The 14322-nt window shown below is 62.0% G+C and carries 13 protein-coding genes; 9 read left to right on the plus strand and 4 right to left on the minus strand.

Translation table 11 applies throughout. The annotated features are described in order from the left end of the window. Positions 1 to 56: 56 nt before the first annotated feature. The 3 genes from F7R11_RS07860 to F7R11_RS07870 are packed head-to-tail and all read right to left on the minus strand — an operon-like array spanning position 57 to position 1935. On the minus strand, positions 57 to 914 hold the full coding sequence (locus F7R11_RS07860) for a DUF3106 domain-containing protein (protein ID WP_064802461.1): 858 nt from the start codon (positions 912 to 914) through the stop codon (positions 57 to 59). An 11-nt stretch (positions 915 to 925) separates the two neighbouring features. Then, positions 926 to 1372 carry a DUF3619 family protein gene (locus tag F7R11_RS07865; protein WP_021195006.1) on the minus strand — a complete coding sequence of 149 codons (447 nt, stop codon included), beginning with the start codon at positions 1370 to 1372 and terminating at the stop codon, positions 926 to 928. After that, positions 1369 to 1935, minus strand: a complete 567-nt coding sequence (locus F7R11_RS07870) for an RNA polymerase sigma factor (RefSeq protein ID WP_064802463.1) — start codon at positions 1933 to 1935, stop codon at positions 1369 to 1371. Before F7R11_RS07870 ends, F7R11_RS07865 begins: the two co-directional genes overlap by 4 nt. A gap of 369 nt (positions 1936 to 2304) precedes the next feature. On the opposite strand from F7R11_RS07870, the gene F7R11_RS07875 reads away from it, so the two are divergent. The 6 genes from F7R11_RS07875 (at position 2305) to F7R11_RS07900 (ending at position 9199) form a co-directional block, all read left to right on the plus strand. Then, entirely contained in the window at positions 2305 to 4062 is a 1758-nt protein-coding gene (locus F7R11_RS07875; protein WP_064802465.1) for an acetolactate synthase 3 catalytic subunit, read from the plus strand. Next, the gene (ilvN, locus tag F7R11_RS07880) at positions 4062 to 4553 is read left to right on the plus strand and encodes an acetolactate synthase small subunit (protein WP_021195003.1); all 492 of its coding nucleotides are present in this window, start codon (positions 4062 to 4064) and stop codon (positions 4551 to 4553) included. The genes F7R11_RS07875 and ilvN overlap by 1 nt, the downstream gene beginning before the upstream one ends. A 75-nt stretch (positions 4554 to 4628) precedes the next feature. Then, positions 4629 to 5645 carry a ketol-acid reductoisomerase gene (gene ilvC, locus F7R11_RS07885; RefSeq protein ID WP_064802466.1) on the plus strand — a complete coding sequence of 339 codons (1017 nt, stop codon included), beginning with the start codon at positions 4629 to 4631 and terminating at the stop codon, positions 5643 to 5645. 163 nt (positions 5646 to 5808) lie between these two features. Next, on the plus strand, positions 5809 to 6456 hold the full coding sequence (locus F7R11_RS07890; RefSeq protein WP_021195001.1) for a phosphatidylserine decarboxylase: 648 nt from the start codon (positions 5809 to 5811) through the stop codon (positions 6454 to 6456). Positions 6457 to 6469: 13 nt separating this feature from the next. Further along, positions 6470 to 7342, plus strand: coding sequence for a CDP-diacylglycerol--serine O-phosphatidyltransferase (gene pssA / locus F7R11_RS07895; protein ID WP_064802468.1), 873 nt, complete (start codon positions 6470 to 6472; stop codon positions 7340 to 7342). Between the two features lie 315 nt (positions 7343 to 7657). After that, on the plus strand, positions 7658 to 9199 hold the full coding sequence (locus F7R11_RS07900; protein WP_064802470.1) for a 2-isopropylmalate synthase: 1542 nt from the start codon (positions 7658 to 7660) through the stop codon (positions 9197 to 9199). A gap of 245 nt (positions 9200 to 9444) precedes the next feature. On the opposite strand, the gene F7R11_RS07905 is transcribed toward F7R11_RS07900, so the two are convergent. Further along, positions 9445 to 9927, minus strand: coding sequence for a hypothetical protein (locus tag F7R11_RS07905; RefSeq protein ID WP_082932871.1), 483 nt, complete (start codon positions 9925 to 9927; stop codon positions 9445 to 9447). A 147-nt stretch (positions 9928 to 10074) separates the two neighbouring features. Here F7R11_RS07905 and F7R11_RS07910 point away from each other — a divergent pair, with 147 nt between their 5' ends. The 3 genes from F7R11_RS07910 to pnp all read left to right on the plus strand — a co-directional run bounded on the left by F7R11_RS07910 (position 10075) and on the right by pnp (position 14282). Then, positions 10075 to 11331, plus strand: coding sequence for a branched-chain amino acid ABC transporter substrate-binding protein (locus F7R11_RS07910; protein WP_064806235.1), 1257 nt, complete (start codon positions 10075 to 10077; stop codon positions 11329 to 11331). Between the two features lie 173 nt (positions 11332 to 11504). Further along, on the plus strand, positions 11505 to 11774 hold the full coding sequence (rpsO, locus tag F7R11_RS07915; protein ID WP_021194996.1) for a 30S ribosomal protein S15: 270 nt from the start codon (positions 11505 to 11507) through the stop codon (positions 11772 to 11774). A gap of 333 nt (positions 11775 to 12107) precedes the next feature. Beyond that, the gene (gene pnp, locus F7R11_RS07920; RefSeq protein WP_064802472.1) at positions 12108 to 14282 is read left to right on the plus strand and encodes a polyribonucleotide nucleotidyltransferase; all 2175 of its coding nucleotides are present in this window, start codon (positions 12108 to 12110) and stop codon (positions 14280 to 14282) included. The last annotated feature ends 40 nt before the right edge of the window (positions 14283 to 14322 follow it).

Raw genomic sequence — 14322 nt, forward strand, 5'->3', positions numbered from 1 at the left:
GCCGGCACAACGTGTGCGCGGCGCGTGATCGGATTATGCCAAAGGGAATGCCGGGCTTAGCCGCCGCCCAGTACGGTCGACGGAGGCGGATTGCCCGAATCGCCGTCCGGGCTGTTGGCGGGAGCCACCGGGTGTGCAGGCGTGACCGGCGCATTTGCCGGTGCTGGAGCCGTTGCTGAGGCAGCGGGCGTGGTTGCTGCGGGTGCAGACGCCGCGGCCGTTGCGGTCGGCTTAGCCGGCGCCAGCGGATTCGGAGCCGACTTGGTCGTGCCCGGCTTGGTGCGCGCACCGTGATGCAGCGCCTTGGCTGCATCCTTGGCCAAGCTCGTGCTGCCAGGCAATGCGGTGACGGCTGACGGACGCTTCTGTGCCTTGGCTGCCGCAGCAAGCTCTTTTTTCTGCTCGTCGGGTAGCTGCTGATAGCGCTGCCAGGCTTCGCTCTTCTTTTGGACGGGAACCGACTTGGTGGTCTGGAAATTCTCGCGGGCTCGGTGCCGCTGTTCCGGCGTCAGCTTGACCCAGTCCGCCATGCGTGTCTGCAGGCGCTGCTGCTGTGCCGGCGTGTACTTCGGATAGGCCTGGGCAATCTGCAGCCACTTCTTGCGGGCCAGCTCGGGCATGCTGTTCCATTCCGGCGCGAACGGCGCCAGGATGCGCTGCTGCACCACGGTCAACTCAGACCAGTTCGGATGGATGGAGGGCTGCGGATTGGTGGCCGGCGGCGTCGGCAGTGCCAACTGTGCGCTGGCGCTGGCGTCCGAAGCGGTGGCCGTTGCCCATGCAGCAGGCGCTTGTGCGATGGCCAATCCGGCGGACAGACCTACCGCGCCGATCAACGAGATCAAGGCAACGCGCAGGCGCAAGGTCCGTTCGCCTCGCGGTGGTTGGCCGTGGGTGCGGTGGAAGTTGCTCATCGATCAGCCTTTCACTGCTGATCGCGTTTATCGAGATACTGATGGAAGCCTTGATCGGCGTAGGCAGCCAGCGGCAGGTCGTCTAGCAGCATGGCGGCGTCCACCTCGGCGAGTTCGTCCACGCGTTGCTGTTGTTGCCACTGATAGATACCGGCAAGCCCTGCGACCAGTGCGATGGTCGGCCACAGCAGACCGAGGCGACGCAGGAACATGCCGATACGGTGCAGCGGCGACGCAGCGTCGTCTTCCAGGTCGAAGGACACCTGACCCACACCCGGCATGACCAGGGCGGGCGAGCGCACCGTGCTCGGCGCTTCCGCTTTTTTGTGTGCAAGTGCCGTCCGACGTGCCGCGGAGAGGCGGTCACGTACGTCGGGCGGCAACTGTCCTGCCGACTCGTTCAGAGCGGTGCGGACGGCGTGCGCAAAGCGGCGTTCTCGAAGTTCTACCTTGTTCATAGTCGGATCCCTCGCGCCCTCAGCGCTTGGGCCAGGGCGTGCGTTGCCCGCGAGCAGTGCGTTTTCACGCTCCCCTCGGAACAGCCCATCGCCTGGGCGGTTTCGGCAACATCCATGTCTTCCCAGTAACGCATCAGAAAGGCTTCCCGTTGACGTGTGGGGAGCTTCTCGATTTCGCGTTCCAGAATTTCCAACATTTGCGAACGCTCGACCTTGTCAGCGCTGCTTTCTGCTGCTGTGGAGCCAGCTTCACTTTCGATCAGCTCCAGCGGGTCGGTATCGTCGCCCTCTGCGTCCGTGCGAAAGCTGGAGAACAGGCTGACCCACGTGTTACGTACCTTGGAGCGACGGAACCAGTCGTGGATCGTGTTCTGCAGTATGCGCTGGAACAGCAGGGGCAGTTCGGCCTCGGGCTTGTCGCCGTACTTTTCGGCCAGCTTGATCATCGCGTCCTGCACGATGTCGAGCGCGGCGTCATCATCGCGGACCGCGAATGCTGCCTGCTTGAAGGCGCGTTTTTCGACGCTTATGAGGAAGGCCGACAGTTCCTGTTCAGAGGCCATACAACGGCGGGTGCGAATCCTGTGGGGCGGTCTGGCGAAATTTCACATTGTCATCAAGTGATGCGATGTGAACATTGCGCCTCGCAGCAACGACGGCCTGAGCCGTCAAAAATGTTGCGATGCTAGCAAAAATGCAGGTCCACGGACAGTCCGACTGTCTGGCGGACCGCCTTGTGTGGCGAATCTTGCCGCCGCTGGACCGCCATGCGGCATTGCAGTATCATCGTCGGTTCACAACATCTGTGGTTTGTCTCATCTGGCCGCCCATCAGGCGGACCATCCATGCAGACGCGCACCGCTCAAATCCGCGCCACAAGCCCGGTAGAGAGCATCCAAACAATTTTTTGCCGAAAATTGCAAAGGACTGACATGAATATGCCAAGCGCGGAATTTTCCCACGCCAATAGCGGTTCATCTGCCGACATGATGGGGTCTGACATCCTCGTCAATGCGCTCGCGGCAGAGGGCGTCGAGTTCGTCTGGGGTTACCCCGGCGGCGCGGTGCTCTATATCTACGACGCGTTCTACAAGCAAAACAAGATCGAACACATCCTGGTGCGCCATGAACAGGCGGCAGTCCATGCGGCTGACGGCTATGCGCGTGCCACGGGCAAGGTCGGTGTCGCCCTGGTGACATCCGGCCCGGGCGTGACCAATGCCGTGACCGGCATCGCCACCGCCTACCTGGATTCGATCCCGATGGTGATCATCACCGGCAACGTGCCGACGCACGCCATCGGCCAGGACGCCTTCCAGGAATGCGACACCGTCGGCATCACCCGACCGATCGTCAAGCACAACTTCCTGGTCAAGGACGTGCGCAATCTCGCTTCGACCATCAAGAAGGCGTTCTACATTGCCGCGACCGGCCGTCCCGGCCCGGTGGTGGTGGACATCCCCAAGGATGTCTCGCGCGAGATGTGCAAGTACGAGTATCCGAAGACCATCGAGATGCGCTCGTACAACCCGGTCAACAAGGGGCACTCCGGCCAGATCCGCAAGGCCGTGAGCCTGTTGCTGCAGGCTGAACGTCCGTACATCTATTCGGGTGGCGGCGTGGTGCTGGCCGAGGCCAGCGAAGAGCTACGCCAGTTGGCTGCGCTGACGGGTTACCCCGTCACGAACACGCTGATGGGCCTGGGCGCATTCCCCGGCACCAGCAAGCAGTTCGTGGGCATGCTGGGCATGCACGGCACGTACGAAGCCAACATGGCGATGCAGAACTGCGACGTGCTGATCGCCATCGGCGCGCGCTTTGATGATCGCGTGATCGGCAGCCCGGCGCACTTCACGTCGCAGCCGCGCAAGATCATCCACATCGATATCGATCCGTCGTCCATCTCCAAGCGGGTGAAGGTCGACATCCCCATCGTCGGCAACGTCAAGGACGTGCTGCAGGAGATGATCAGCCAGATCCAGTCGGGCGAAGCCAAGCCGAACAAGACGGCGCTGGCTAAGTGGTGGGAACAGATCGAGCAATGGCGTAGCGTCGACTGCCTGAAGTACGACCGCACCTCCGAGATCATCAAGCCGCAGTACGTGGTCGAGAAGATCTGGGAACTGACCAACGGCGATGCCTTCGTCTGCTCCGACGTCGGCCAGCACCAGATGTGGGCTGCGCAGTTCTACAAGTTCAACGAGCCGCGTCGCTGGATCAACTCCGGTGGCCTGGGCACGATGGGCGTGGGCCTGCCGTACGCGATGGGCATCAAGAAGGCGTTCCCGGACAAGGAAGTCGTCACCATCACCGGTGAAGGCTCGATCCAGATGTGCATCCAGGAACTGTCGACCTGCCTGCAGTACGACACCCCGGTGAAGATCTGCTCGCTCAACAATGGCTATCTGGGCATGGTCCGCCAGTGGCAGGAAATCGAGTACGACAACCGTTACTCGCATTCCTACATGCAGGCGCTGCCCGACTTCGTGAAGCTGGCCGAAGCGTATGGCCATGTGGGCATGCGCATCGAAAAGACGTCCGACGTCGAACCTGCGCTGCGCGAAGCCTTCCGACTCAAGGATCGCACCGTGTTCCTCGACTTCCAGACCGACCCGACCGAAAACGTCTGGCCGATGGTCCAGGCAGGCAAGGGCATCTCTGAAATGCTGCTCGGCGCGGAGGACCTGTAATGCGTCACATCATTTCCGTCCTGCTGGAAAACGAAGCCGGCGCGTTGTCGCGCGTGGTGGGTTTGTTCTCGGCGCGCGGCTACAACATCGAGACGCTGACGGTCGCCCCGACCGAAGACGCCTCGCTGTCGCGCATGACGATCGTCACGACCGGTTCGGACGACATCATCGAGCAGATCACCAAGCACCTGAACCGCCTGGTGGAAGTCGTCAAGGTCGTCGACCTGACCGAAGGCGCGCACATCGAGCGCGAGTTGATGCTCGTGAAGGTGCGCGCAGTCGGCAAGGAGCGCGAGGAGATGAAGCGTACGGCGGACATCTTCCGCGGCCGCGTCATCGACGTGACCGAGAAGACCTACACGATCGAGCTGACCGGCAACGGCAGCAAGCTTGACGCGTTTCTCGATGCCATCGATCGCACTGCCATTCTGGAGACCGTCCGTACGGGCGGCTCGGGCATCGGCCGCGGCGAGCGCATTCTGAAGGTTTGAACCGGCGCTTGCACCAGCGTGTGACTGCGGCCGGACCCCATCGATATTGAAGTATTTGAACATTAGGACATCACCATGAAAGTGTTTTACGACAAGGACGCCGACCTCTCCCTGATCAAGGGCAAGAACGTCACCATCATCGGCTACGGCTCGCAAGGCCACGCCCACGCCCTGAACCTGAACGACTCGGGCGTGAAGGTGACGGTCGGCCTGCGCAAGGGTGGCGCGTCGTGGAACAAGGCCGTCAACGCCGGCCTGCAAGTCAAGGAAGTGGCCGAGGCTGTGAAAGAAGCCGACGTGGTCATGATTCTGCTGCCGGACGAGCAGATCGCCGACGTGTACAAGAACGAAGTGCACAACAACATCAAGCAAGGCGCCGCACTGGCTTTCGCCCACGGCTTCAACGTGCACTACGGTGCCGTGATTCCGCGTGCGGACCTGGACGTCATCATGATCGCCCCGAAGGCGCCGGGCCACACCGTACGTGGTACGTACAGCCAAGGTGGCGGCGTGCCGCACCTGATCGCCGTGCACCAAGACAAGTCGGGCGCTGCGCGTGACATCGCTCTGTCGTACGCCACCGCCAACGGTGGCGGCCGCGCCGGCATTATCGAGACCAACTTCCGCGAAGAAACCGAAACGGACCTGTTCGGCGAACAAGCCGTGCTGTGCGGCGGTACGGTCGAGCTGATCAAGGCTGGCTTCGAGACGCTGGTGGAAGCCGGCTACGCTCCGGAAATGGCGTACTTCGAGTGCCTGCACGAGCTGAAGCTCATCGTCGATCTGATCTACGAAGGCGGCATCGCCAACATGAACTACTCGATCTCGAACAACGCCGAATACGGCGAGTACGTCACCGGCCCGCGCGTCGTGACGGAAGAGACCAAGAAGGCCATGAAGCAGTGCCTGAAGGACATCCAGACCGGCGAGTACGCGAAGAGCTTCCTGCTGGAGTACAAGGCTGGCCAACCGACGCTGATCTCGCGCCGTCGCCTGACCGAAGAGCACCAGATCGAGCAAGTTGGCGCCAAGCTGCGCGCGATGATGCCGTGGATCGCCAAGAACAAGCTGGTCGACCAGTCCAAGAACTAAGAACTGATCGATCGCGCCTTGGGCGTGAAAGAAAGGAAAGCCAGCCTGCGGGCTGGCTTTTTTTATGCTGAATCGAAGGGATTCGGCGCCGTTTCAAGTGCTGGCGTGTCCCCGCGTCGGCTAGAATGCCGCATTTCCTTCAAGACGCTGTCGAGGTCTGATTTTGAACAACACGTATCCGCATCCCATCATCGCCCGTGAGGGCTGGCCGTACCTGGGCGGGATTTTCATCGTCTCGCTCATTGTGCAAATGGCCGCCGGCTTCGGCTGGGCGTGGCCGTTCTGGGTGCTGACGCTGTTTGTGCTGCAGTTTTTCCGTGATCCGGCGCGTGCCGTGCCGACGCAGGCCAACGCGATTCTCTCGCCGGCCGATGGCCGCATCGTCGCCGTCGAGCAGGTGCGCGACCCGCATGCCGATCGCGACGCGTTGAAGATCAGCGTGTTCATGAACGTCTTCAACGTGCACTCGAACCGCGCGCCGGTCGACGGCACGGTGCAGAAGGTGCAGTACTTCCCGGGCAAGTTCGTCAATGCCGATCTGGACAAGGCTTCGCTCGAGAACGAGCGCAACGCCGTGGTGCTGCGTCGCCCTGATGGCCAACTCGTCACCTCGGTGCAGGTGGCCGGCTTGATCGCCCGCCGCATCCTTTGCTATACCAAGGCAGGGGAGACACTTGCGCGCGGTCAGCGCTATGGTTTCATTCGCTTTGGCTCGCGCGTTGACGTGTACCTGCCGCTGACGGCGCGCCCACGCGTGACGATCGGCGAGAAGGTGTCTGCCACGCTCACGGTGCTCGCCGAACTGGACTGATCCGGAGGCCTCCATGCCCGCGTTCAATCGGCGCAAGAAGCGCTTCACCAATAGCAACGTGACGCACCTGCGTCCGCTACGCCACAACCAGCCGCGCCCGGATGACGACGATCTTGACGTCGTCCGCCCGCGCCGCCGCGGCATTTATCTGCTGCCTAATGCGTTCACGACAGCCGCGCTGTTTGCGGGCTTCTTCGCGATCGTGCAGGCGATGAACCTGAACTTCGAGACGGCCGCCATCGCGATTTTCGCGGCGATGGTGCTCGATGGTATGGATGGCCGCGTCGCGCGTATTACCAACACGCAAAGCGCGTTTGGTGAGCAGTACGACTCGCTGTCGGACATGGTGTCGTTCGGTGTCGCGCCAGCGCTGGTGATGTACGAGTGGATTCTGCGAGACCTGGGCAAGTGGGGCTGGCTCGCGGCCTTCGTCTACTGTGCCGGTGCCGCGCTGCGCTTGGCGCGCTTCAACACCAACATTGGCGTGGTCGACAAGCGCTTCTTCCAGGGCATGCCTAGCCCGGCCGCCGCCGCGCTGATCGCCGGCTTTGTCTGGCTGGCGATCGACAACAAGCTGCCGGTGAAAGAGTTGTGGATGCCGTGGGTAGCCTTTGGGCTGACGCTATACGCAGGGCTCTCGATGGTATCGAACGCACCGTTCTACAGCGGCAAGGCGCTCGACGTGCGGCATCGCGTGCCGTTCGGCGTGATGGTGCTGGTGCTTGTGCTGTTCGTAGTCATATCGAGCGACCCGCCTGTGGCGCTGTTCGGCCTGTTTGTCGGTTACGCAGTGTCGGGCTATCTGCTCTGGGGCTGGCGCACGCTGCAAGGACAGCAGGGCAGTCCAAAGTTGCCGAAGCAGGGAGCAGACGAAGCGCACGAGTGACCGATGCGCTGCACCATTGTGCGCTTGCGTCAATTTTTGAATTCGTCTATAGTCGTTCGCATGCTTTCGCGCCCGATTTCCATTCTGATTACGCTAGTCTCGATTGATGGCCTACTAGGTCGTCAGGTCGGGACACGCGCATAGGAAATCGCAAGACAAGGCAAGCAGAAACCGCCAAGTTTTCGCGAACCAGAATTCACAGCGCCCCGGCCTGCAACCATGCACGCCGGGGCGTTTTGCATTCTGCGCCGCAAAAAACATTCGAGACACCACTAAGACCGACGTCAAAAACGTCACCCCCACCAAGGAACCGCCATGAGCGACAAACTCATCATTTTCGATACCACCTTGCGCGACGGCGAGCAGTCCCCCGGTGCGTCGATGACCAAGGAAGAGAAGATCCGCATTGCCAAGCAGCTCGAACGGCTCAAGGTGGACGTGATCGAAGCTGGCTTCGCGGCTAGCTCCAATGGTGATTTTGAGGCGATCCGCGCGATTGCCCAGTCGGTCAAGGATTCGCGGATTTGCTCGCTGGCCCGTGCGAATGATCGCGACATCTCCCGCGCTGCCGAGGCGCTCAAGCCGGCCGGCCAGTTCCGTATCCACACGTTCATCGCCACGTCGGCGCTGCACATGGAAAAAAAGCTGCGCATGTCGCCAGATCAGGTGTACGAGCAGGCGCGCCTGGCAGTGCGCTTTGCACGCCAGTTTACGGATGACATCGAGTTCTCGCCGGAAGACGGCAGCCGTTCCGACATGGACTTCCTGTGCCGTGTGCTGGAAGGCGTGATCGAGGAAGGCGCGACGACCATCAACCTGCCCGATACGGTGGGCTACGCGGTGCCGGAAGGCTATGCCGCGCTGATCCGCTCGGTGCGTGAGCGCATTCCGAATTCGGACAAGGCGATCTGGTCGGTGCATTGCCATGACGATCTGGGCATGGCCGTTGCCAACTCGCTGACCGCGGTCCAGTTGGGTGGTGCGCGCCAGGTCGAATGCACGATCAACGGTCTTGGCGAGCGTGCCGGCAACACCAGCCTCGAAGAGGTGGTGATGGCCGTCAAGACGCGTCGCGACTACTTCAACCTCGATGTTGGTGTCGATACCTCGCAGATCGTGCCGGCCTCCAAGCTGGTCTCGCAGATCACCGGTTTCGTGGTGCAGCCGAACAAGGCTGTGGTGGGCGCAAATGCCTTCGCGCACGCTTCGGGCATCCACCAGGATGGCGTGCTCAAGGCGCGTGACACCTACGAAATCATGCGTGCCGAAGACGTGGGCTGGACGGCCAACAAGATCGTCCTGGGCAAGCTCTCGGGCCGCAACGCATTCAAGCAGCGCCTGCAGGAACTGGGTATCGAGCTGGACTCCGAAGCCGAGCTGAACGCCGCCTTCACGCGCTTCAAGGAACTGGCCGATCAGAAGGCCGAGATCTTCGATGAGGACATCGTTGCCATCGTCTCCAACGAAGCGCAGCACAGCGAAGGCGAGCACTTCCGCTTCGTGTCGTTGGCGCAGCGCTCGGAAACGGGCGAGCGTCCGCACGCACGCATCGTCTTCGTGGCCGATGGCAAGGAAGTGACGGGCGAGGCGGAGGGCAACGGCCCGGTCGATGCCACGCTCAACGCCATCGAAAGCAAGGTCGCCAGCGGTGCAGAGCAACTGCTGTACTCGGTCAACGCGATCACGACCGGCACGCAGGCGCAGGGTGAAGTGACGGTGCGTCTGTCCAAGTCGGGCCGGATCGTCAATGGCGTGGGCACCGATCCGGACATCGTTGCTGCATCCGCCAAGGCTTACCTGGCTGCACTGAACAAGCTGCAGGACAAGAGCAGCGAAAAGCTCAACCCGCAGATCTGATCGCGGGTTTCAACGAACACACGCAGGAGTCAGCCCAGACCCCAACACGATTACCACTGAGCGCGCACCCGGTTATCCACCGGAACGCGAAGCGGGTGCGGCGGCACCGGGCACGTCAGGAGCGTGCACCATGCCGACCGTCTTTGAGTGCGATGTCTGTGTGATCCACGACATCGCCGACCCGAACATCCACGCCAGGTGATGCGCCTCGCGTGGATGTTGCCGTTGCAGTGCTCGACGGCGGCTTAGCGGTTGGAATCGTGATCGTGGTCGTACATCGGGTCGGGGCTGACCTGCGTGAGCCGAACGACGCCGTCGCGGTCGAAATAGAAATTCATCAGCGAGGGCCACACGCCCTCGTGCTTGAAGCGGTAGGACCACACCTGCCGATCCATCAAGCGGAAATAGGTGGTCTCCTCAGGCTTGCCGAATGTCTGCAGCACGTCCTTCTGCGTTGAGGCGTCAACGCGGATCTGCGCAAAATCCATCGTCGTCAGAATCTGCCGGAACGAGACGAGCTTGCCGCTCGCGTCCAAGTCTGCGGCGTAGGTGAATTGCCCATACGGTTGCGTCGGATACAGCCAGCGCGTGCCGCCGTCAGCGCGAGGGTATTGCTCGGGTGGTTTGCCAAAACGCGCTTCTAGGGCGGAGGCCGGCTGGCCGATCAATGCTTCGCCCGTCTGGATAGGGGCGAGCACGGTACATGCGCTCATCAACGCCAGCGCCATGGCGAGCAACGCGGTGCGCTGCCAAGTTCGGCGGGTGTCCACGATGGTTCTCCTGAGTGCCTTCAGTGTAGGGCGTTATGCTGCCTGGCCGCTTGTGTCGGCGTAGTGGGGCGCTTTACCATCCGCGCTTCACGGGGAGTTGCCATGATGTTTCGTTTGTTTGTGGCCGCGTTGGCGGCCGTTGGGTTGTGCGGCACCGCCGTCGCGCAACCCGAGGCTGCGCCGATCCGGCTGGCATTGATCGAAGGCTTGTCCGGCGCGTTTGCCAACGCGGGGGAGGCCGTGGATCGCAATCTGCGCTTTGCCATCGAAGGGGTGAATGCGCGCGGCGGTGTGAGGCTGCCTGATGGGCGTCATCCGCTTGCGTTGGTGCGCCTGGATAGCAAGAACACGGTCGATGAATCCTTGCTGCAATTGCAGGCGGCAACCGATTCGGGAATTCGCTTCGTTCTGCAGGGCAACAGTTCTGCAGCTGCGGCTGCGTTGTCGACGTCGATTTCACGCTACAACGAGCGTCATCCGGAGTCGCGCGTGCTGTACCTGAACTATGCCGCGGTCGATCCGGCGTTGACCAACGAAGCCTGCAGCTTCTGGCATTTCCGCTTTGATGCCTCGGCCGATATGCGCATGCATGCGCTGACCGAGGTGATCCGATCTGATAAGTCGGTCAAGAAGGTCTATCTGATTGGGCAGGACTACACGTTCGGTCGCCAGGTGGCGCAATCGGCGCGCCAGCAGTTGGGCGAGAAGCGGCCGGATGTGGCCATCGTTGGCGAGGTGCTGCATCCGATCGGCAAGGTGAAGGATTTTGCGCCGTACATCGCGCGTATCGCGGCCTCGGGCGCGGATACGGTCGTTACCGGCAACTGGGGCAATGATCTGACGCTGCTGGTCAAGGCCGCGCGCGATGCGGGGCTGAAGGCGCGCTTCTTCACGTTCTATGGCAATTCGCTGGGTGCGCCGGCGGCGATGGGCGAGGCGGGCGTTGGCCGTGTGGTGGCGGTGGCGGAGTGGCACCCGAATCTTGGCGGCGCCAAATCTGATGCCGTATACAAGGCTTTCCGCTCCCGCTATCCGGCGCCAGCAGATGACTATCCGGTGCTCCGGGACCAGATGATGATCGACATGCTGGTCGCCGCCATCGAGCGTGCCGGTACGACCGAGGCAGGCGCCGTGGCACGTGCGCTGGAAGGCGCATCGCTGGACAACGGTTTTCACCGCATCACGCTGCGCGCGGAGGATCACCAGGCCATCCAGCCACTGGTCGTGACGCAGATGGAGCGGGCAGGCACACCGGGCACGCCGTTCGATATCGAGGGTTCTGGCTATGGTTTTCGGACGCTGAAAGTGATTCCAGCGGCGCAAACGGCCTTGCCGACGACGTGCAAGATGACGCGCTACTGACCCGTCCTGTCATGCCACTGTCGTCCGGCCGAGGGTTTAGGCTATAATCGCGGTCTTGCTGTCCGGGCCGGGTTCGGAATGGGGCGGCAAGATTATTGTTCAACACGGCACCAGCGGCGACAAGTTAAGCGAAAAGCGAAGCGCTGCAGTGTCCGCAAGTCAAAGGAATCGAAATGTCCGTTGCTAACATCAACAAGCAAGAAATCGTCAAGGATAACGGCCGCAGCGCCAACGATACGGGTAGCCCGGAAGTGCAAGTTGCACTGCTGACGGCCCGCATCAACGAACTGCAGCCGCACTTCAAGGCGCACATGAAGGACCACCACAGCCGTCGCGGTCTGCTCAAGATGGTGAGCCGTCGCCGTCGTCTGCTGGACTACCTCAAGGGTAAGGACGCTGACCGTTACACCGCGCTGGTTGCCAAGCTGGGTCTGCGTAAGTAATGGTGGGTCTCACGCACCGCGCGTGATGAATAAGTGCCTGCGTCAGCGTGCTGATGCAGGCATTTTGTTTTTGGCGGCTGCGTTTGCGGCTGCGCCGGGCAACCGGCAAGTGATGGCAGCCGGCGGTTTCAGTCGATGAAGCGGCTGCCAGGGACCGGGGGCGGCAGGAAGCAGAGTCTTGTGTCATTCCAGCGCGGCGTTGCATACCAGTGCTGCGCTGGAATGGCATAAAACACACCTCTGCAACCGCACCGTCTTCCGGAACGTGTTTGTCGTGGCGCGATGAAATCGCGTCTGAAGCGTGAGCGCCGCGAATACCGAACAGGAGATGCTATGACCATGTTCAACAAGATCGTCAAAGAATTCCAATGGGGCGGCCATAAGGTCCGCATGGAAACGGGTGAGATCGCCCGTCAAGCGAGCGGCGCCGTGCTGCTCGACATGGAAGACACCGTTGTGCTCGCCACCGTGGTGGGCGCCAAGAACCCGAAGCCGGGTCAAGACTTTTTCCCGCTGACTGTCGACTACCTCGAGAAGACCTACGCTGCCGGCAAGATCCCGGGTGGCTTCTTCAAGCGTGAAGGCCGTCCGTCGGAAAACGAAACGCTGACCTCGCGCCTGATCGATCGTCCGCTGCGTCCGCTGTTCCCGGAAGGCTTCTACAACGAAGTCCAGGTCGTCGTGCACGTGCTGTCGATCAACCCGGAAGTGCCGGCTGACATCCCGGCGCTGGTGGCTGCTTCGGCTGCACTGGCTGTGTCGGGTCTGCCGTTCAACGGCCCGGTGGGCGCTGCCCGCGTGGGTTACAAGGATGGCCAGTACCTGCTGAACCCGAACCGCGCACAACTGGCGCATTCGGAGATGGACCTGATCGTGGCCGGTACCGAGCGTGCTGTGCTGATGGTTGAATCCGAAGCCAACCAGCTGTCGGAAGAAATCATGCTGGGCGCCGTGGTGTACGGCCACGAGCAAATGCAGATCGCCATTAACGCGATCCACGACCTGGTGCGCGAAGGCGGCAAGCCGGAGTGGGATTGGCAAGCCGCGCCGAAGAACGAAGTGCTGACTGCCAAGGTGTCCGAACTGGGCCTGGCCGATCTGCAAGCTGCTTACCAACTGCGCCAGAAGTCGGCCCGCAGCCAGAAGCTGAAGGAAGTCTACAAGTCGGTCGCGGCCAAGCTGGCCGAAGCCGGTGTGGAAGCCGACGGCGTGGAAGTCGACAACATCCTGTTCGAGCTCGAATCGAAGATCGTGCGCGGCCAGATCCTGAACGGCGAACCGCGTATCGACGGCCGCGACACCCGCACGGTGCGTCCGATCGAGATCCGCTCGTCGGTGCTGCCGCGTGCGCACGGCTCGGCCCTGTTCACGCGTGGTGAAACGCAAGCGCTGGTGGTGGCCGCTCTGGGCACCAAGAGCGACGAGCAGATCATCGACGCGCTGCAAGGCGAGTACCGTGATCGCTTCATGCTCCACTACAACATGCCGCCGTTCGCTACGGGCGAAACCGGCCGCGTGGGCAGCCCCAAGCGCCGCGAAATCGGCCACGGCCGCCTTGCTAAGCGCGCACTGATTCCGGTGCTGCCGGCCGCTGACGAATTCGGTTACACGATCCGTCTGGTGTCGGAAATCACCGAGTCGAACGGTTCGTCGTCGATGGCTTCCGTTTGCGGCGGTTCGCTGGCACTGATGGACGCTGGCGTGCCCCTCAAGGCGCACGTTGCCGGTGTGGCCATGGGCCTGATCCTGGAAGACAACAAGTTCGCCGTGCTGACCGACATCCTGGGTGACGAAGATCACCTGGGTGACATGGACTTCAAGGTGGCGGGTACCGACGCTGGTATCACCGCGCTGCAGATGGACATCAAGGTGCAGGGCATCACCAAGGAAATCATGCAGGTCGCGCTGGCGCAAGCCAAGGAAGGCCGTCTGCATATCCTGGGCAAGATGCAGGCTGCCATGGGCGGCGCCCGTGCCGAGTTGTCGGAACACGCTCCGCGCATGATCACGGTCAAGATCAATCCGGAGAAGATCCGCGACGTGATCGGCAAGGGTGGCTCGACCATCCAGGCGCTGACCAAGGAAACCGGTTGCACGATCGACATTCAGGAAGACGGCACGATCACTATCGCGTCGACGTCGTCGGAAGGCATGGCGGAAGCCAAGCGTCGTATCGAAGGCATCACGGCCGAAGCCGAAGTGGGCAAGATCTACAACGGCACCGTGCTCAAGCTGCTGGACTTCGGCGCGATCGTGAACATCCTGCCGGGCAAGGACGGTCTGCTGCACATCTCGGAAATCGCCAACGAGCGCGTGAACCAGGTCTCCGACTACGTGAAGGAAGGCCAGGCTGTCCGCGTGAAGCTGCTGAGCACCGACGAGAAGGGTCGCATGCGTCTGTCGATCAAGGCCGCCAAGGCTGAGGAAGGCGACGTGCCGGCCGCTGCACCGCAAGCGCCGGGCGCTGGCGACGCCGCTTCGCAGCAGCAACAGCAACAACAGCAGTAATCGCAGTAAAGGCGGCGGGGTTTCTCGCTACCCAAAAACG

The organism is Ralstonia insidiosa (assembly GCF_008801405.1).
GTDB lineage: Bacteria > Pseudomonadota > Gammaproteobacteria > Burkholderiales > Burkholderiaceae > Ralstonia > Ralstonia insidiosa.

Coding starts and splice junctions, on each gene's coding strand:
- F7R11_RS07860 (WP_064802461.1), bottom strand. CDS start 914: ATGAGCAACTTCCACCGCACCCACGGCCAACCACCGCGAGGCGAACGG.
- F7R11_RS07865 (WP_021195006.1), bottom strand. CDS start 1,372: ATGAACAAGGTAGAACTTCGAGAACGCCGCTTTGCGCACGCCGTCCGC.
- F7R11_RS07870 (WP_064802463.1), bottom strand. CDS start 1,935: ATGGCCTCTGAACAGGAACTGTCGGCCTTCCTCATAAGCGTCGAAAAA.
- F7R11_RS07875 (WP_064802465.1), top strand. CDS start 2,305: ATGAATATGCCAAGCGCGGAATTTTCCCACGCCAATAGCGGTTCATCT.
- ilvN (WP_021195003.1), top strand. CDS start 4,062: ATGCGTCACATCATTTCCGTCCTGCTGGAAAACGAAGCCGGCGCGTTG.
- ilvC (WP_064802466.1), top strand. CDS start 4,629: ATGAAAGTGTTTTACGACAAGGACGCCGACCTCTCCCTGATCAAGGGC.
- pssA (WP_064802468.1), top strand. CDS start 6,470: ATGCCCGCGTTCAATCGGCGCAAGAAGCGCTTCACCAATAGCAACGTG.
- F7R11_RS07900 (WP_064802470.1), top strand. CDS start 7,658: ATGAGCGACAAACTCATCATTTTCGATACCACCTTGCGCGACGGCGAG.
- F7R11_RS07905 (WP_082932871.1), bottom strand. CDS start 9,927: ATGGCGCTGGCGTTGATGAGCGCATGTACCGTGCTCGCCCCTATCCAG.
- F7R11_RS07910 (WP_064806235.1), top strand. CDS start 10,075: ATGTTTCGTTTGTTTGTGGCCGCGTTGGCGGCCGTTGGGTTGTGCGGC.
- rpsO (WP_021194996.1), top strand. CDS start 11,505: ATGTCCGTTGCTAACATCAACAAGCAAGAAATCGTCAAGGATAACGGC.
- pnp (WP_064802472.1), top strand. CDS start 12,108: ATGACCATGTTCAACAAGATCGTCAAAGAATTCCAATGGGGCGGCCAT.